Source organism: Nonomuraea sp. C10 (assembly GCF_008017515.1).
Taxonomy (GTDB): Bacteria; Actinomycetota; Actinomycetes; order Streptosporangiales; family Streptosporangiaceae; genus Nonomuraea; species Nonomuraea ferruginea.
Map to the genome: position 1 here is coordinate 1,639,472 of NZ_VPFF01000001.1, position 18,856 is coordinate 1,658,327.

Consider the following 18,856-nt stretch of genomic DNA (forward strand, 5'->3'; position numbering starts at 1 on the left):
TTCTCGGCGCCGAGCCCGAGCAGCCGCCTGCGCTCCGGGTAGGGCAGGTAGGAATGGTGGTAAACCGTGGCCTCGCTGTTCAGGCGGGGTGCACGCGGCCGCTGATGATCGTGGCCAGGCAGGCGGGGCCGTGCATGAGGGCGGAGTACGGATAGCGCCCGCGGGCCTCGAACACCGCGAAGCTGGCCCGGCCGCCGTGATGCAGGGTGCCGAGGCCGCCGGGCCCGCCCGCCATGCCGAGGGCCCTGGCGCCGCCGAGCGTGGCGGCCTCCACCAGCGCGCGGTCCAGCCCGCGCGGGCGCAGCCCCAGCTCCCGCACCCGCGCCCGGACGGCCGCCGCGCACGCCAGCACGTCCCCGTGCGCCGGCGCGGTGCCGATGGCGAGCGGGATGCCCTCCTCGACCAGCGCCGGCCACTCGTCGACGCCCGGCCCGGGGCGCAGCGCCACCGTCGTGCCCCGCAGCTTGAGCAGCTTGCGCTCGCCCGGGTCCAGCGGCCGGGCGCACGCCGCGTGGCAGTGCGGCCCGAGCACGCCCGCCTCGTCCAGCCCGGCGAGGGAATGGCGGTCCAGGTCGACCAGCAGCCGCAGGCCGAACGTCCTGGCCAGCAGGGCCACGTCCTCCAGCACGTGCGGGTCGCGCGTGTGCGGGGCGATGCCGACGGGCCGGTCCATCTCGCGGATGGCCGTGATGAGCGCGTCGCGCCGGCTCTCCTCCCACTCCCGCTCCGACTCGCAGGTCACGGGCACGTACGCGACGCCCGCGGCCGGTCCCGGCGCGGCGGCGGGGTCGCCCAGCTCGGCCGCACGGGCCACCACCCCGGGTCCGGGGGCGCCGCCCGCCGCGTACGCGTCCACCAGCCCGGCGACGATCGTCCCGCGCCAGTGGTGCTCCTCGGTGACGCGGTAGCGGCCCAGCAGCTCGTCGCGCGGCCCGACGCGCAGGACCCGCTCGCCGCGCACGGCGACGGCGCCGTTCCTGATCGGCTCGGTGGCGATGGGCAGCACCAGCGTCGCGGAATGGAGGACCACGGGTCTGGACACACGGGGGTTCAGAGCCGGACGCGCGCGCTTCACGACCCCCATCGATACTCCCGTGGCAAATATCCCTTTTATGCATTAAACGTGAGCGCGCGTGCACACCGCAATCATCCGATCCCGTCGCGCGGCCGGTAGCGGCCTGACAGACGGGCCAGCTTGAGGCTCAGGTGCAGCGCCAGCCGCTCCCCGCCGTCCTTCAGGTCGGTACGGGCCAGCTCCTCGACGCGCCGCAGCCGGTAGTACAGCGAGGTCCGGTGCAGCCGCAGCGCACGCGAGGTGGCGACGGCGCTGCCCGCCAGGTCCAGATAGGTCTCCAGCGTCTCCAGCAGCGGCAGGTGCTGCGTGTCGCCCAGCAGGGGCTCCAGCCCGGGATGCAGCTCGGAGTCGGGCAGCCGGGTGAGCATCCGGTAGACGCCCAGCCGCTCCCACAGCGCGGAACGGCCGAGGCCCGGCACCCGCGCGGCCACGTCCGCCGCGTGCCGCGCCTCGGCGTAGGACCCGGCCGCCTCGGCCAGCGCCGGCCTCGGGCGGCCGATGCCGACCACGACCGGCACCGACATGGCCGCGTGCACCTCGTCGGCGGCGATCGGCGGGCCGGCCACGAGCAGCGCCGCGTGGTCGTAGCGGACCAGATGCAGCGGGTGGTGCCCGCTCAGCCGCCGCCGCAGCGCCAGCAGCCCCTGCTCCAGCGCCAGGCGCAGCGCGTCGTCCGGCTCGCCCGCCGGCGGCCTGGCCACCAGCACGGTCACCGGCTGCGCCTGCGGGAAGGCGCCCGCCTCGATGAGCTGGAGCGCCGCCTCCCGCTCGCCCATGAGCAGCCCGCTGACCGCCTCCAGTTCCCGGTGCGAGGCCAGGCCGGTGGCCAGGCTCTCGTGGAACAGCGCCAGGGCCAGCGCCGGAGCGGCCGCGGCGGCCTCGGCCACCTGGGGGCCCGACATGGCCGGCGCCGTGTCGATGAACCACAGGAATCCCAGCAGCGCCGCCTCGTGCCGTACCGGGACGCACCACCGCGGCAGCAGCCCGAGCTGCGGCGCGCCCGGCGTGCGCAGCGGGTCCTGCGCGTCGTGCACCCCCGCGGCGCGCAGGAACTGCCGGACCTCCGGCGTGGTGCGGCGGCGCAGGATGGAGTCGCGGCGGATGTCGTCCATGGCGCCGTTCTGCTCGCTGTAGGCGATGACCCGCTGCAACCGGTCCTCCAGCAGGAGCGGGCGGCCGAGCCGGGCCGCGAGGTCGTCGACGATCCGCTGAAGATCCGCCACGGGCGCCCCTTGATCAGGACTTTTCATCATTTGTTGGAAGCGCTGCTACAGGTCTTCCCTACAACTGAACGGTGATCTCGGTCAATATGCTCTATACCGTCGAGCCGTGATTGTCCCGAAGAAACTGCTGGGAGCCGTGCTGTCGGCCATCGTGCTGATCCCGGTGAGCCTGATGGCGACCCCCGCTTCCGCAGCACCCCCCGCAGACGACCCCGAGCATCCCTGGCGGCTCGACCACTGGCCCCAGACCCAGCCCTGGCAGCGTGACGCGCCCGCGGAGAACCCCAGCGCCCTGCGCGGCCGGCCTTCGGCAGGCTTCGAGCCGATCGACCCGCAGAACTGGGAGAACCCGGACCACATGACGTGGGCCGACTACAAGAAGATCCCCGGCACCACCTGGAACGACCCCTCCGCCGAGGGTTCCGTGCGCACCTTCAAGGGCGCGCTGGTGCTGCTGGACTACCCCAACCAGCCGTTCGTGGTCACCCAGCCCCAGGGCTCGACCATCTTCGGCAACCCCAGCGCCCAGGCCCACGACGTGCCCCGCGACCAGGTCGCCAAGTTCTACCAGGACTTCCTCAACACCCCGAACGACCTCAACAAGGGCCACACCATCCACGAGTACTGGATGGAGGACTCCGGCGGGCGTTACGGCGTCGATCTGACCGGGTTCGGCCCGTACACGATGCCCGGCAAGGACCACGAGTACGCGCTGGAGTACCAGCGGGACGCCTGCCCCGCCGGCGACACCTGCAACCGCAACCTGCGCACCGACGGCAACGCCGCCTGGCTCGCCGACGTCGGCCAGGAGGTGGCCGACCAGTTCGACTTCGTCTTCTACGTGAGCGCCGGCCAGGACGAGTCGTCCACCTGGCAGGAGTTCGGCATGATAAAGTTCCCCACGAAGGAGGACGTGCCCGACGCGTGGGGCCCCGAGAACGACCCCGCCCTGCCCAACTGGTCCAGGACCCGCTACGTCGAGTGGACCTCCTGGCAGGCGGGCTCCACGTTCTGGCCCAACGCCCGCTTCGGCATCGACTCGGTGCAGGCCGAGAGCTCGGGCATGGCGGTCTACGCCCACGAGCTGAGCCACATCATGGGCATCGCCGACAACTACAACAACCCGTACGGGGTGCCGCCGCGGCGCGCGTACACCGGCATCTGGGAGATGCTCAGCCGGGGCAGCTTCAACGGGCCCGGCGGCCCGCACTCCCGCTGGCTGATCCCGCCCACCGCGGGCGCGTCCATGGGCGCGCAGCACATGCTCCGCAACAAGATCAAGCTGGAGATGGTGGACGAGCGGAACGTGCTGCGCCTGTCCCGTGAGGCGCTGGACGAGTCCGGCCTCGTCACGGCCAAGGTGACCGCCCGCGCCGTCCAGCCGGGCGACAAGGGCCTGTCCGGGATCAACATCGCCTTCGACACCGGTGACAAGAGCCCCGCCTGCGACCCCGGCACCGACCCGATGTGCGACGGCGGCGGCTACGACAACTACACGGTCGAGGTCGTCGACCGGATGGGCAGCGACTCGTTCACCCCCGACTCCGGCGTGCTCCTGGCCAAGACCAAGAACGCCGACCGGGCACCGTTCGAGTGGGTGATCGACGCCAACCCGCAGGACATCGGCATGACCGACTACGTGATGCCCGACGGCACCGAGGTGCCGATCACGATCGGCGACTACCGTCAGCTGTCCGACGCGCTCTTCCACGCCGGCACCGACTCCGGCAGCGAGTACGAGTACGTCGACGAGGCCAACCGGCTGCACTTCTACATCACTGACGTGCACCGCGACCGCAAGGGCATCCTGTCCTACACCGTGGCGATCCGCTCCCTCGACGGCGCGGGCCCGCAGCGGCGCGGCGTGCGGCTGCTGCCCGGCGCCGGCGTCCCGTCCGGCAAGAACCTGTCCACCTGCAGATTCCCGCTGTTCAACACCGGCAGGTCGGCCCCCGCCCAGGGGCAGCACCCCGAGGACGTCAGCGCCTACCTGAAGTCCGACGTCTACCGCCTCACCGCGGAGGTCTCGGGCAAGGGGTGGACCGCTCAGACGCCCAACGCGCTGGCCACCGTCGAGTTCGGCGGGCACGACACCGTGACCGTCAACGCCGTCCGCGGCTCCGGCGGCGACCGGCTGGCCCGGGTCAAGCTCACCGCCACCTCGGAGAGCGACCCGGCCAAGTCCGCGACCGCCACGTGTCTCGTGGTGGGCGTCTGAATGAACGATGGGGTACGGCTGGCGCGAGCCGTGCCCCATCGGTTTGAATCCGATCATGACAGGTGACCTGCCTGACAAACCGCGACCGCGGCGGCTGAGGAAGATCGGGGTGGCCGCGCCGGTCGCCGCGGGCTTCGCCGCCGCCGCGGCCAGCATCTTCGCGGCCGCCCTGGAGTGGGAGATCCCGCCGGTGGCCAAGGTCGGCGTCACGGCGGCGGCCGCCCTCCTGGTGGGCGTGGCCACCTGGGCCACCACCGAGGTGCGGCCCCGCCGCGTGACACCGGCCGAGCCCGCCTCCAGGGCGCCCGAGCAGTGGCCGCCCGTGCCGGAGCACTTCACCGGCCGCGCCGACGCGCTGGCCGAGCTGCGCGAGGTGTTCGCCGCCCGCAGGAAGGCCGCGGCCCCCGCACCGGCGCTGGTGGTCTCCGTGTACGGCAGGGGCGGCGTCGGCAAGTCATCCCTGATCACCCGGTTCGGCCAGGAGGTCGCCGGATCGTTCCCCGACGGCCGCCTCTACGCCGACCTGCGCGGCGGCGTCGACTCCCCGGTACGGCCCAAGGAGGTGCTGATCGGATTCCTGCGCGCGCTCGGGGTCCGGCTGGCCATCGACCCCGGCGGGCTGGAGGAACTGCGCAAACTCTGGCTGACCTGGACCAAGGACCGCAGGATCCTCATCGGCCTGGACAACGCGCACAGCGCCGATCAGGTCAAGGCGCTGATCCCGGCCGAACGCGGCTGCGCCGTGCTGGTCACCTCCCGCCAGCCGCTGTTCCTCGGCGGCACCCACGACACCCGGCTCGGACCGTTCAGCGAGGCGCACGGCGTCGAACTGCTGGCCAGGCTGGCCGGCGGCGAGCGGGTCTTCGAGGACCTGGAGTCCGCCAAGGAGATCGTGCGGCTCTGCGACTACCTGCCGCTGGCCATCGGCATCTGCGGCGGCCGCCTGGCCACCCGCGAGCAGTGGACGCTGCGGCAGATGGCCGACCGGCTGGCCGACGAGCGCCGCCGCCTGGACCAGCTGGAGCTGGCGCCCACGGTGGACAAGAGCGTGCGGGCCTCGGTGCAGCTCAGCTACGACGACTGCACCGGCATGCAGCGGCGGCTGCTGCGGCTGCTCAGCGCGCTCAGCTCGGCGCCCGACGTGCCCGGCTGGGTGGCGGGCGAGCTGCTCGACATCTCCACCCTGGACGGCGCCGACCAGCTGGAGGCGCTGATCGACGCCCAGCTCGCCGAGTGCTCGGGCACCGACCTGACCGGCACGATGCGTTACCGGCTGCACGACCTGGTCGCCCTGTTCGCCGCCGAGCCGGCGGGCGACGACGACCCGGCCAGGCGCGGCGACGCCGTCGAGCGCGTCCTGCACGGCTACCGCCGCCGCGCCGAGGAGGCGGCGCAGAACCGCTGGCCGCAGGACTGGAGCAAGGGCGGCCGCCGCTCCACCGCCGAAGGCCAGATCCACGCGGGCGACTGGCTGAACGCCGAGCGGCTCACGTTCATGGCGATGATCGGCATCGCCAGGCGGCTGGAGCTGTGGGAGCTGACGTGGGGGCTGTCGCGGGCGTTCTGCTCGCTGTGCCACTCGCTGCGCGCCTACTGGGCCGACTGGGCGGAGGCCGCCGACATCGGCTGCGAGGCCGCCGAACGGGCCGGCGACCGGCGCGCGCGGGCCATCGCCGCGCTGGACCGCGCCGCCGTCTGGGGCGGGCAGGGCGGCCAGGAGCGCGGCCGGGCGGACGCCGAGCAGGCGCTGGAGGCGTTCACCGAACTCGGCGAGACGTGGTGGGCGGCCAGGGCGCTGCGCACCATCGGCATGACGCTGTTCAGCGACGGCCACCTCGACCGGGCCCAGGAGTTCCTGGTCGCCGCCATCACCGCGTTCAAGGGCGTCGAGGACTTCTGGTGGATGGCGCGTACGCAACGCAACCTCGCCGAGATGCGGCTGGCGGAACGGCGCCCCGAGGAGGCCAGGGAGCTGCTGGAGGACGCGCTGGAGGTGTTCGAGCGCGAGGGCAACCGCTACTCCGAGGCGCAGACGCTGCGCGTGTACGGCGAGGTGCTCGCCGCCCAGGCCCGCGGCCTGCACCGGGCGGGGGACCAGCGGGCGGCCGTCGAGACCTTCACCAAGGCCGGCTACAGCCTGGACCGGGCGGCCGAGATGTTCCGGCGGCGCGGCGAGCTGTGGGAGGAGGCCCGCTGCCTGCGTGCCGCCGGCGAGGTCGGCGACCCGTCCAGCGGCCTGCGCGAGCTGGAGGTGGCCCGCCGGGCGGGGGAGATCCTGGAGGCGCTCGGCGACTCCTGGGGCGTCGCCCGCTCGGCCCTGTCGGTCGGCCGGGTGCTCGGCAGGCTGCGCCGCGTGGCGGAGGCCGAGCGCGAGCTGCGCCGCGCCGTCGACGCCTTCGAAGGGCTGGGCGACCGCTGGTGGATGGCGCGCGGCCTGCAGTACATCGGCGAGGCGCACCTGGACGCGGGCGCCGGGAGCGCCGCCGGGCCGCCGCTGCGCCAGGCCAGGGACATCTACCGCAGCCTGGGCAACGAGGCCGGCGTGCGCCGCACGCTGGAGCTGCTCAAGGCCGCGGAGGCCTGAGCAGCTCGCCCGCCGCCTGCCTGGCCTGGTGGATGCTCTCCTCGAACAGCTTGCGCGCGTGCGCGGCCTGGTCGGTCAGCTCCCGCAGGTGCGCGCGCGCCATGTCGTCGCGCACCGTGTCGGCGATCAGCTCCTGGTAGTCGGGCGTGCGCGCGGCCAGCGCCTCCAGCCGCCGGTGCGCGTGGAACACCCGGTCGGCCTTCACCACCTGCTTGGCGTACTGCTCCAGGTTGCGCACCCGCTTCGACAACGACGTCCAGGCCGCGTCCAGCGCGGTGCTGTACGGCTTGAACGCGTCCTTCAGCCCTGTGGGCAGCTCGCGGGGGACCAGCTTGCCGTGCTCGGCGTGCATGGCCGACAGCTTGCGCAGCCGTTGCGCGATCTGCCAGACCTCCTCCGGCAGCGTCACCCGGTTGTCGATGGTGTCGATCAGCCCTTCCCTGTGCACCTGCGACCCGAGGATCGCCTCGGCCGCCCGCTGGGCGCGCCGCAGCAGCACCTGGCAGGGGTAGTCGAGGTCCTCGGGGAGGATGTAGTAGTTGGCGTACTCGTAGGCCAGGGCGAGCCTGCGGCGGGTCGCCCTGTTGTACGACCCGACGGAGAGCCAGCGGATCAGTCCGAAGAGGCCGGCGCCGACGGCCGCCGTGATGACCGCGCCGGTGCCCGTCACCATCCACAGCAGCAACAGGAAACCGGGCAGGACGAACAGCCAGGTGAGGTTGCGAGGTGCCATCCGCCAGCCGGACCTGGCCAGTCTGAGCACGTGCGGGCTCGACCGGAGCTCGACGGAGACGTCCGGGGGCAGCGATGGATCGATCACCAGCCGAGGGGGCAGAGCACGTGGATCCATACGTTCATGCTGCGTTATGAACCGCGAATCCGCTCATGTTTGCGGGACATATAGGGTCGGCGGGGTGAACGTGATGAGCAGATGGATCGATCTCGACGGCGCCGTCAACGTCCGTGACCTGGGCGGGATTCCGACGCGTGACGGCGGCGTCACACAGTTCGGCCGCATCCTGCGGTCGGACAACCTCCAGGGACTGACCCCCGCCGACGTCTCCCGGCTGGTCGGCGAACTCAAGCTGCGGCACGTGGTCGACCTGCGCTCGACCCCCGAGGTGACGCTGGAGGGCCCGGGGCCGCTGGCCGAGGTGCCCGAGGTGACCCATCACCACCTGACGCTCTTCCCCGAGGGCGGGCGGCGCACCGACGTCGAGGCCGACACCATCGAGGCCGACCGGGTGCTGCCCTGGCACGAGCGCCAGGGCGACGTGGAGCTGCGCGTCACCGGCTTCTACTACGGCTACCTGCGCGACCGGCCCGACGCGGTGGTGCGGGCGCTGCGCACGATGGCGCGCGACGACGGCGCGGCCGTGGTGCACTGCGCCGCGGGCAAGGACCGCACCGGCGTGCTGTGCGCGCTCGCGCTGGAGGTGGCCGGCGCCACCCGCGAGGCCATCGTGGCCGACTACGCGGCCACGGGGGAGCGGCTGGAGCTGATCCTGCGCCGCCTGCGCGGCAGCTCCACCTACCGCGACGACCTCGACTCGCGCCCGGCCGACGACCACATGCCGCGCCCGCGCTACATCGAGCAGTTCCTGAGCGTGCTGGACGAGAGGTTCGGCGGCCCGCTCGGCTGGCTGGCGCGGCAGGGCTGGACCGACGACGACAGCCAGGCGATGTACGACCGCCTGCGCGGCTAGCCCACCCGCACCACGGTCCGCTCGCCGGCCGACCGGCGGGCCGCCTCGATCACGGCCAGCGCCTCCACGGCGCTCTCGGGAGTCACCGGAGGCGGCCCGCCGGCGCGCAGCGCGGACTCCACCTCGCGGTAGAAGTCGAGGTAGGCGCCCGGTTCGGTGGGCACCTCGCGCAGGTCGTCGCCGGCTCCCGCCACGCCCCAGCGGTCCGCGTCCTCCTCGCCGAACCCCGCCGCGGCCGGCGACCGTCCTTCGCGCAGCCGTTCCTCCTGCACGTCGAGCCCGTACTTCAGGTAGGCGCCCGACGAGCCGAGCACGCGGAAGCGCGGCCCGAGGCTCGGGGTCACCGCGCTGACCCACAGGTGGGAGCGCGCCCCGCCCGCGTGCGTCAGCGCGACGAACGTGTCGTCGTCGGCCGCCACCCCGGCGCGCCGCACGTCGCTCTCGCAGTAGACGTGGGTGACCGGGCCGAGCAGCTGGAGCGCCTGGTCGACCAGGTGGCTGCCCAGGTCGTAGAGGAGCCCGGCGGCGTCGCCGGGGCCTCCGGTCTCGCGCCAGCCGCCCTTGGGCGCCGGCCGCCAGCGCTCGAAGCGCGACTCCAGCCGCCGCACCTCGCCCAGCGCGCCCTCCGCGACCAGCCGGCGTACGGTGCGGAAGTCGCCGTCCCAGCGCCGGTTCTGGAAGACGGTCAGCATCAGGCCCTTCGCGGCGGCCAGCCGGGTGACGGCGCGGGCCTCCTCCGCGGTGCGCGCGAACGGCTTGTCGACCACCACCGCCCTGCCATGGTCGAGGGCCTCGGCCGCCAGGCTCGCGTGCGTCCGGTTGGGCGAGGCGACCACCACCAGGTCGCACCGGCCCCACAGCGCCGCGGCCTCGGAGACGGGCTCGGCGCCGTAGCGGGCGGACACCTCGTCGCGGCGGGCCGGATCGCGCGTCACCACGGCCGTCAGCCGCAGCCCGGGCGTGGCCTCGATCAGCGGCGCGTGGAAGACCGCCCCCGCCGTGCCGTAACCGATCAGCCCGACCTGGATCTCGTCCATCGCCCCAGGCTACCTGGGGTGATCAATCGTCGTCGCGCTCCGCCAGGAACCGCTCGAACTGCGCCGCCAGCTCGTCGCCGGTCGGCATCGGGATGGACTCGGCGATCAGGTTCTCGCGCTCCTCGCCGGCCGCGAACGCGTCGTACTGCTGCTCCAGCCCGCTGATCGCGCTGGACAGCTCCGCCGAGGAGCTGATCTGCTCCTCGATCTCCACGGTCGTGCGCTCCGCGGCCTCGCGCAGGGCGTCGAGCGGGAACATCAGCCCGGTGTTCCTGGTGACCGCCTCCAGCGCGGCGACCGCGGCCGTCGGGTACTCGGCCTGCGACAGGTAGTGGGGCACGTGCACGGCGAAGCCGATCGCGTCACGCCCCTCCGCGCCGAGCCGGAACTCCATCAGGGCGGCCACGCTGCCCGGCACCTGCACCCGGCCGAACGTGCTCGGCTTGCCGCTCATCAGCTCCGGCCGGCTGGCGTGCATGGTGAGGCCCAGCGGGCGGGTGTGCGGCACGGCCATCGGGATGCCGTGCATGGTCACCATCTTGCTCACCCCGAACCGGCCGGCGAGCGTGCCGACGGCCCGGATGAACAGCTCCCACGCGCGGTCCGGCTCGGGGCCGGTCATCAGCAGGAAGGGGGTGCCCGTCGCGTCCTTCACGCTGTAGACGACCAGCTCAGGCGTCTCGACCTCCACCCACCTGTCGGTGTCGAACACCATGATCGGCCGCCTGGACCGGTAGTCGAGCAGCCGGTCCACGTCGAACGTCGCGACGACCCGGTGCTCCAGCTCGTCCAGCACGTGGCGCAGCGCGAGCCGTCCGGCGGCCCCGGCGTCGACGAAGCCGTCGAAGTGATACAGCAACACCGGATCGGTCAGCTCGGGGAGGTCCTCGGCGAGCCTGTATAGATCCGTCGGGTCGAACACGTTGGACAGCCTTTCCCTAGGTACTCACATCCAGAACCCACGGCGAGCCGGAACGATTCCGTGCAGGGCACCCTATCGAGACACAACGGGATACAGGGACGGGGACCCGGAGCCCGAAGAGTCCGCCACCAGGCTGTTCGACCCCGCCAGTTCCGGTGGCATGGAGGGCCTGAGCAACGGAGGGGGCGAATGGTTCACAGTATGAAATAACCTGCAAATGCATGATGGTAGCCGAGTGTGGCCTTTCGGACACTCTCTCGTCATGCTGGGTGGGTGGCTACTTCTGCGCACTCCTTTGGTAGGCGACCACTCCGCATCCCTCCGCTCCCGTGCCCCTTCCCCAACGAGATCAACGAGCACGCGGCCGAGGTCGACGCCGAGAGCCATCTGTGGCTGGCCGCCTCGTCCATGCTCGACGGAACCGGCGCGATCGAGCACTTCCGCCGCTCCAAGATCGGCATGCTCGCGGCGCGGACGAACCCGCCCGTGCCCCGCGAGAGCCTCAGACTGATCAACGATTGGTACAACTGGCTGTTCGCCTTCGACGACGCGTTCTGCGAAGGGGAGCTGATGGGCCACCGGCCCTCCGCCTTGGCCCGCGCCCTGCCGCCCCTGTTCGACGTCCTCGACAGGCGCAGGGAACCGGCCCCCGGCGACCCCTTCGGCGTCACCCTGCGCGAGCTGCTCGACCGCATCGCCGAGCTGGGCACCCCCGCCCAGGTCGACCGGTGGCGGACGACCGTGAAGGAGTACCTCTTCGCCCAGATCTGGGAGGCCGCCAACCGCGAGGCCGACCTCATCCCCACCCCCGAGGACTACGTCCTCATGCGGCGCATCACCGGCGCCACGTTCACCTGCTTCGCCCTCATCGACGTCGGCGGCGGCTACCGCCTCGAAGCCGAGGAGTGGCACCACCCCGACGTGCGCGCCCTGTCCGACCTCGCCTGCGACCTCATCGGCTGGGACAACGACCTGCTCTCGTACGCCAAGGAACGCGGCAACGACAAGGCCCGGCACAACCTGGTCACCGTGCTGGCCACGCACCGGGCGCTGACCCTCCAGGAGGCGCTGCACGAGGTCTCGAGGATGCACAACGCCGCCATCGACGCCTTCGTCGAGCGGCGCGCCCGCCTCGACACCTGGGCGCCGCTGCCGGTCCGCAAGTACGTGCTGGGCCTCGAACACTGGGTACGCGGCCACATCGAGTTCTCGCTGGGCAGCGCGCGCTACGTGCACGCCTGGCCGACCGGCACCCGCTGGCCGCAGGCCGTCTGATCCGGCCCCCCTCACGCCGTGCCAGTTCCGGGCACGGCGTTCACCGTCTCAGCCGGTGGGGTCCTCCGGGGCGTCCAGGTCGCCGAGCGCGAGCGCGGACGCCTCGTCGAGGTCCAGCCTGCCGCCCTCCTCGAACGCCGCCCAGTAGGCCTTCTCGCCCAGCGACTTCTGGCACTCCTTGACGCACTGGTCGTGGTCGGTGGTGAGGAACGGGGCGCCCAGCATGGGCAGCCCGGCCGTCTTCCAGTTCTGATGGAGCGCGCCGAGCAGCACCGCGGCCACCCGGTCCTGGTCGCGCGCCACGCAGATGCGCGCCGTGGTCTCCAGCGCCAGGAGGGTGCCGAGCGTGTCGTGGAAGTGGCGCTTGACCCGTAGCCCCTCGCGTGCGCTGTGCAGCGCCTCGTCGGGACGGCCGGTGGCCAGCTTGGTCAGCGACATCGCCCACTGCGCGTACGAGCCGACCCACAGCTCGCCCCGCTCACGGCACACCTGCAGGCAGTCCTGCAGCAGCGACTCGGCCTCGTAGACCTCGCCCTGGGCCGACAGCACCAGCGACAGCTCGACGATGGCGGGCAGCAGGCCCGGGTTCAGCTCCTTGTTGTCGGTGTTGAACTCGATCGCCACGCCCAGCAGCGCGCTCGCCTTCTGCAGGTCGCCCTGGAGCAGCGCGGCCGTGCCCTGCATCTTGGAGGCCAGGATGACCGCCCGCGAGTCGCCCACCCGGACCGCCTCGGTGCTGCACGCCTCGGCCGCCTCCAGCGCGCCCACGCTGTCACCCTGGGCGCTGCGCACGTACGACAGCACCCACAGCGCCTTGCAGCGCTCCTTGCTCACGCCGGGGTTGGCCTCCAGCGCCCGCTCCAGGTAGAGCCGGCCCTCACGGACGAAGCCGCAGCACACCCACATGAACCAGAGCGACGACAGCAGGGTCAGCGCCATGAGCGTCTCGCCGGGGGTGCGCAGTGCGTGCTCCAGCGCGAGCCGTACGTTGTCGTGCTCCTGCCGCATCCGGATGAACCAGTAGATCTGCCGCGGCCCCGACCAGGCGTCCTCGCTGCGGGTGGCCAGCGACAGGTAGTACTGCAGATGCTTGTGGCGCATGACCTGGCTCTGGCCGAGTTTGTCCAGCCACTCCTCGCCGTACTCCGCCAGCGTGTCGATCAGCTTGTAGCGGACCCCGGCGTGGTTGCTGCGGATGAGCAGGATCGACTTCTCCACCAGCCCGGTCACCAGGTCGGTGATGTCCTCCGACGGCAGCCGCTCGTCGGAGCACACGAACCGGGCCGCGTCGAGCTCGAAGTCGCCGGCGAACACTGACAGCCGCGCCCACAGCAGCCGCTCGGCGGGCTCGCACAGCTCGTGGCTCCACCCGATGGCCGCCCGCAGCGTCTGGTGGCGCGGCAGGGCCGTGCGGCTGGCCCCGGCCAGCAGGCTGAACCGGTCGGCCAGCAGGCCCAGGATCTGCTCCACCGACAGCGCGCGCAGCCGCACCGCGGCCAGCTCGATCGCGAGCGGGATGCCGTCGAGCCGGCGGCACAGCTCGGCCACCGCGTTGATGTTGTCCTCGTCGAGCACGAAGTCGGGCTGGACGGCCACCGCCCGGGCCGTGAACAGCTGCACCGACTCGTTGGTGAAGAGGTTCTCCATCGGGTCGTCGTCGGGCACCTGCAGCGGCGGCACCGGCACCACCTGCTCGTAGGGCAGGTGGAGCGACTGGCGGCTGGTGGCCAGCACCTTCAGGTTGGGCGCCGCCTCCAGCAGCTCGTGCACCAGCTCGGCGCAGCCCTCCACGAGGTGCTCGCAGGTGTCGATGATGAGCAGCATGTCGCGGTCGCCGACCCACTCCGAGAGCGTCTCGGACTCGGCGCGCGAGGACTGGTCGGCGATGCCGAGCGCGGAGGCGATCGTGTGGCGGACCATGCCCGCGTCCTGCAGCCGGGCCAGGTCGGCGAACCACACGCCGTCGGGGTAAAGACCGCGGACCTGGTGCGCCAGCCGCAGCACGGTGCGGGACTTGCCGACTCCGCCGATGCCCGTGACGGTGACCAGTCGCGACTCACCGAGGTGTCGCTTGAGGTTGGCGAGGAGGCGGGTCCGCCCCACGAAGCTCGTCAGCTCCGCCGGTAGATTGCCGTCTCGCCGCCATCCTGTCGGGGTGGCCATCAACGACCTCACGGGGGATAGGCGACAACCTGCCCTCGCATCGTACCGCCGCTCCCGCGGGGTGTCCCGGCACCGGATTCCGGCCCGGGAGGAGGTTTGTAGCACCGAGTAGCATGATTGCCGTGCAGGATTTTCTCCCGGAGCAGACCTCCGACGACACCGACCTCGGCTGGGGCGACTGGCGCGACGACGACCCCGACGCCTTCTACCTCGACAACCGCCCCCCTCACTGGGGATAGTCCCGGAGCTCGCCGCGGGTGGCGAAGGCGTCGGTCAGCTTCAGCATGCCGCGCAGCAGCAGCCGCCGCTTGAAGACCTGGTTGCGCAGCGCGATGCGCGCCCGCGTCGGCGGGGCCAGGAACGGCCCCGCGTTGCCCTTCATGGCGGCCTTCGCGTAGGGGCGCATCACCTCCTCGTACCCCGCGAACGCGGCCCGGTGGTCCCCGCCCGCCGCGGCCAGCTCGCCCGCCAGCGTGTACGCGCCCAGCAAGGCCAGCCCGGAGCCGAAGCCGCCCAGCGTGTTGCCGTAGGCGGCGTCGCCCAGCAGCACCACCCGGCCGCGCGCGTAACGGCCGAGTTCCGTCCGGCTGATCGCGTCCACGTACACGTCGTCCACGGCGGCGATCTCCCGCAGCACCTCCGGGATCCGCCAGCCACCGCCCCGGTACGCGTCCGCCAGGACGCGCCGCTGCTCGTCCACGTCGAACCTGTCGTAGGCGAGCGGCCCTGAGGCGAAGACGAAGAACGACGCCGCCTCCGGCCCGCCCAGCGACACCATCCGGCCGGGCTCGTTGTACATCTCGCCGGCGCCGTCCACGTCCAGCCGGGCCAGGGCGTAGTAGTAGCCCAGGTGCCGCACGTACCGCTCCTCGGGGCCGAACGCCAGCCCCCGCACGGTCGAGTGGATGCCGTCCGCGCCCACCACGAGGTCGAACACACCCGGCGCGCCCCGCTCGAACGCGACCCGGACCCCGTCCGCCGCCTCCTCCAGCGCGGCGATCGAGTCGCCGAACACGTAGGCGCAGTCGCCGGCGGTCCGCTCGTGGAGCAGCGCCGCCAGGTCGCCGCGCAGGATCTCCACCTCACCGCCGGTGAACTCGGCCGGCATGACCGCCAGCCGCCTGCCCGCGCCGTCCACGATGACCTGGTCACTCCCGCCGGTCTGGCGGCGCCGCACCTCCTCCAGCACGCCCATCCGCGCCAGGACCTCCAGCTGCGCGGCGCCCTTGAAGTCCACGGCCTGCCCGCCGGGCCGCGATCCCGGCGCCTTCTCCACGACGGTGACCTCGCACCCGTACCGGCTCAGCCAGTACGCGACCGCGGGCCCGGCGATGCCGGCGCCGGAGACGAGAATCTTGAGTTTCCGCATGTGTCCGAGGCTGCCGCCCGCCGCTGACAACCCGCCCCCGGTCCGCTGACAGCGTCGTCAGCGTCTCGCGGGCGCTCCGCCCTCCAGCAGCGCGAGCGCCTCCTGCCTGCTCATCGCCTTCCCTCGCGCGTACGCCTCGGCGAAGGCCTCCGCCCCGGACAGCGCCCGCCCTCCGGCGGCGGTACGCGCGGCGTGCCGATCACCCGTCACCGGCGCCCCCCGCAGCGCGACCGCCGCCCCCAGCAACACCCCCACCAGCCACCCGGCGTCCACCTCACCGGCGCCGGGCTCCGCAGGCGTCGCGACCGGCTCCCCGGCGTCCACCTCACCGGCGCCGGACTCTCCGGCGGTGCGCGTGTCCGATGGGCGGGTCCTCGTCCCGGCGAGGACGGCGGCGGCCCGGGCCTCGGCGGCGTCGGCCAGGACCGTGCCGAGCGGGACATCGCGCGCGACGGCGAGGATCTCGCCGGAGACGGCGGCCGCGCCGAGGGCCCCGGCGTCGCCCGCCTCGGCCAGGCGGGCGAGCCCGAGCAGCACCCGCACGCGGGCGTGCCGGGCCCCGAACACCGCGCCGTCCGACGCCGCGAGCGCCGCCTCCAGGAGGCGGCGGGCCTCCCGCAGGTCCCCTTCGAGCAGCGCGACCTCCGCCAGCCCCGCCGACACCGGCACCGGCACCTCGCGCCCCGCCCGCCGGGCCGCCTCCTCGGCCCGCCGGTAGCCCGCCAGGGCCTGAGCCGGATCTCCTTCGCGCAGGAAGGCCTCGGCGCGGTGGGCCAGCACATCCGCGGTCTCTTCCAGGGCGCCCAGCTCGTCCAGCAGCTCCAGCGCCTCCCGCCACAGCTCACGCGCCCGCGCCCACTCGCCGCGCCGCCCCGCGATGGTGGCCAGGGCGTCGAGCGCCTGCGCGGTCCCCCACCGCTCGCCGACCTGCCGGAACAGCGCCAGTACCGCCTCCAGCTCCCGCTCCGCCGCCCGGGGCTCCCCGTCCAGCCACCGGACCAGCGCCCAGCCGAGCCGGCCCAGCGCCATGCTCCACGGATCGGACCCCAGCACCCGATCGTCGGCCGGCCGCACGCCCGAGGCGAACGGGCCGACCGTCATCCCCCACAGCGCCGCGGTGAACGGGTTGCGCAACGGCCGCCGGAACCCCCGTATGTACGCTTCGGCCCGCGCCCAGTGCTCCCGGCCGGCGAGGGGCGCGGCGTGCACCACGCACAGCACGTACTCCTCCTCCAGCCCTTCGACCGGGCCGTCCAGCAGCGCGGCGGCCGGCGACGCGGCCTGGCTCTGCCGCCCGCTCAGCCACCAGTACGTCGCCAGCGCCGACACCAGCCGCAAGGCCAGCGGCCTGTCGTGCCGGACGGCCCAGGTGAGCGCCGCCATCAGGTTGCCGTGGTCGGCCGACAGGAGGCGTAGCCGGCCGATCTGCTCCCCGCGCCGCAGCCACGGGTCGGCCTCCCGCGCCATGCCCTCGAACCAGCCGGCGTGCCGCTCCCGCACCCGTTCCCGCTCGCCCGCCCGGTCGAGCCGCCCGGCGCAGAACTCGCGGATGGTCTCCAGCATCCGGTAGCGGTCTCCGTCGAACAGCACCAGCGACTTGTCCACCAGCCCTTCGAGCGCGTCCGCGGCGTCCGGCCCGCACACGCCCAGGACCGCCTCCAGCGCGGCGCCCCCGGTGAACACCGAGAACCGCGCGGCCACCGCCCGCTCGTCCGGCGTGAGCAGGGACCAGCTCCACTCCACGGCGGCCCGCAGCGTCCGGTGCCGCCCGACGGCGCCCCGCTCGCCCCGGTCCAGCGCCAGGAACCGGCCGTCCTCCGCCAGCCGCCGCGCCACCTCCCGCACCCCGAAGGCGCGCAGCCGGGCCGCTGCCAGCTCGATCGCCAGCGGTATCCCGTCCAGCGCCGCGCAGACGCGCACGACGTCGGCCACGTTGCCCTCGTCCACGGCGAACCCGCTCCGCACGGCCGCCGCCCGCTCCGCGAACAGCCTGACCGCCGGGTACCGCAGCGCGTCCCGCACGGGCGAGTCCTCCCTGGGCGGCAGGCCGAGCGGCGCCAGGTCCAGCCGGGCCTCGCCGGTGATCCCCAGCGCCTCACGGCCGGTGGCGAGGATCCTCAGGTCCGGGCACTCGTCGAGCAGCGCGCGCACCAGCTCGGCGGCGGCTTCGACCACGTGCTCGCAGTTGTCCAGGACGAGCAGCGCCGGCCTCCCCGCCAGCGCCGCCACCAGCCGCCGCACCGGATCCCCGCCGCCCGGCGCGCGCAACCCGCCCTCCCGCGCCCCGAGCGCCCACAGGACCACCCGCGCCACCTCACCCACCGAAGGCGTGCTCCCTGCGGAGGGGAAGGCCGGGAGGGTGGAGAGGTCCGCGAAGAAGGCGGGCAGGGGGTCACGGGAGGCGGCTTCGACGGCGAGACGGGTCTTGCCGGTGCCGCCGGACCCGACGACCGTCACCAGGCGGGAGCCGCGCAGGGCGGCCAGCCGGTGGAGCTCCCGTTCCCGCCCCACGAAGCTCGTCAGCCGCGCGGGCAGCCCGCCCCCGGCGGGCGGGGCGGACTCCGGGCCGCGCAGTACGGCGAGGTGGGCGGCGGCCAGCTCGCCGGACGGGTCCACGCCCAGCTCGTCGGCCAGCAGCCGCCGCCCCTCCTCGAACGCCCCGAGCGCCTCCGCCTGCCGCCCCTGCGCCGCCAGGGCCCGTACGAGGAGAGCGCGCAGGCGTTCCCGGAGCGGGTGGGCGGCCACCAGCCGCCGCAGCTCGCCCACGGAGGGGCCGCCGGGCAGGCCCAGTTCGGCCTCCGCGAGGTCCTCGGCGGCGGACACCCGCAGGTCCTCCAGCCGCGTCGCGGCGGCCACCGCCGACGGCAGGTCCGCCAGCGGCGGCTCCCGCCACAGCGCCAGCCCCTCACGGAGGAGGGAGGCCGCCAGCGGCGGATCCCCCGCCTCCGCCGCCCGCCGTCCCTGGCGGACCAGCCGCTCGAAGCGGTGCACGTCCACGTCGTCAGGGTCGACGTCGAGCCGGTAGCCGGCGCCGGTGAACCCGATGAGCCCCGGCTCCAGCACCCGCCGCAGCCGCGACACCTGGGCCTGCACCGCGTTGGCCGCCCCCGCCGGCGGGTCCGCGCCGTACTGCCCGTCGATCAGGTCCTGTACCGCGACCGGACGGCCGGCCCCCAGCAGCAGCATCACCAGCAGCGCACGCGGCCGCCGCCCCGGCACGGAGACCGGCTCGCCCGCCGCCCGGCGTACCTCCAACGGCCCGAGCACCCTGAACCGCATGGGCC

The 18,856-nt window shown here is 73.6% G+C and carries 12 protein-coding genes; 4 read left to right on the plus strand and 8 right to left on the minus strand.

The genetic code is table 11. The features are described from left to right. Positions 1-79: 79 nt before the first annotated feature. Together FR742_RS07460 and FR742_RS07465 are read right to left on the minus strand one after the other, a co-directional pair. Positions 80-1,042: an imidazolonepropionase-like domain-containing protein gene (locus FR742_RS07460; protein ID WP_148030257.1), complete on the minus strand. Its 963-nt coding sequence runs from the start codon at positions 1,040-1,042 to the stop codon at positions 80-82. Positions 1,043-1,146: 104 nt separating this feature from the next. After that, positions 1,147-2,298, minus strand: a complete 1,152-nt coding sequence (locus tag FR742_RS07465) for a CdaR family transcriptional regulator (RefSeq protein ID WP_148030258.1) — start codon at positions 2,296-2,298, stop codon at positions 1,147-1,149. A gap of 106 nt (positions 2,299-2,404) precedes the next feature. On the opposite strand from FR742_RS07465, the gene FR742_RS07470 reads away from it, so the two are divergent. Both FR742_RS07470 and FR742_RS07475 read left to right on the plus strand, forming a co-directional pair. Beyond that, on the plus strand, positions 2,405-4,516 hold the full coding sequence (locus FR742_RS07470; protein ID WP_261808394.1) for a M6 family metalloprotease domain-containing protein: 2,112 nt from the start codon (positions 2,405-2,407) through the stop codon (positions 4,514-4,516). Positions 4,517-4,571: 55 nt separating this feature from the next. Further along, positions 4,572-7,100 carry a tetratricopeptide repeat protein gene (locus tag FR742_RS07475; protein ID WP_148030259.1) on the plus strand — a complete coding sequence of 843 codons (2,529 nt, stop codon included), beginning with the start codon at positions 4,572-4,574 and terminating at the stop codon, positions 7,098-7,100. Here the strand turns inward: FR742_RS07475 and FR742_RS07480 are convergent. Further along, a complete protein-coding gene (locus FR742_RS07480) occupies positions 7,081-7,950 on the minus strand; it encodes a hypothetical protein (protein ID WP_148030260.1) in 870 nt (289 codons plus the stop codon). The two genes, FR742_RS07475 and FR742_RS07480, sit on opposite strands and share 20 nt — an antisense overlap. Before the next feature lie 73 nt (positions 7,951-8,023). On the opposite strand from FR742_RS07480, the gene FR742_RS07485 reads away from it, so the two are divergent. After that, positions 8,024-8,806 carry a tyrosine-protein phosphatase gene (locus FR742_RS07485; RefSeq protein ID WP_148030261.1) on the plus strand — a complete coding sequence of 261 codons (783 nt, stop codon included), beginning with the start codon at positions 8,024-8,026 and terminating at the stop codon, positions 8,804-8,806. Here the strand turns inward: FR742_RS07485 and FR742_RS07490 are convergent. Further along, positions 8,803-9,843 (minus strand): Gfo/Idh/MocA family oxidoreductase, encoded by a 1,041-nt coding sequence (locus tag FR742_RS07490; protein WP_148030262.1) that lies wholly within the window; start codon positions 9,841-9,843, stop codon positions 8,803-8,805. The genes FR742_RS07485 and FR742_RS07490 overlap by 4 nt on opposite strands. Positions 9,844-9,865: 22 nt before the next feature. Next, on the minus strand, positions 9,866-10,765 hold the full coding sequence (locus tag FR742_RS07495) for a proteasome assembly chaperone family protein (RefSeq protein WP_148030263.1): 900 nt from the start codon (positions 10,763-10,765) through the stop codon (positions 9,866-9,868). Between the two features lie 273 nt (positions 10,766-11,038). On the opposite strand from FR742_RS07495, the gene FR742_RS07500 reads away from it, so the two are divergent. Continuing rightward, positions 11,039-12,040 carry a terpene synthase family protein gene (locus FR742_RS07500; RefSeq protein WP_148030264.1) on the plus strand — a complete coding sequence of 334 codons (1,002 nt, stop codon included), beginning with the start codon at positions 11,039-11,041 and terminating at the stop codon, positions 12,038-12,040. Between the two features lie 48 nt (positions 12,041-12,088). Here the strand turns inward: FR742_RS07500 and FR742_RS07505 are convergent, their stop codons facing one another. The 3 genes from FR742_RS07505 to FR742_RS07515 form a co-directional block, all read right to left on the minus strand. Next, positions 12,089-14,215: an AAA family ATPase gene (locus FR742_RS07505; RefSeq protein WP_261808395.1), complete on the minus strand. Its 2,127-nt coding sequence runs from the start codon at positions 14,213-14,215 to the stop codon at positions 12,089-12,091. 214 nt (positions 14,216-14,429) lie between these two features. After that, positions 14,430-15,572, minus strand: coding sequence for an FAD-dependent monooxygenase (locus FR742_RS07510; RefSeq protein ID WP_148030265.1), 1,143 nt, complete (start codon positions 15,570-15,572; stop codon positions 14,430-14,432). Between the two features lie 57 nt (positions 15,573-15,629). After that, positions 15,630-18,851, minus strand: coding sequence for a BTAD domain-containing putative transcriptional regulator (locus FR742_RS07515; protein WP_148030266.1), 3,222 nt, complete (start codon positions 18,849-18,851; stop codon positions 15,630-15,632). Positions 18,852-18,856: the final 5 nt, after the last annotated feature.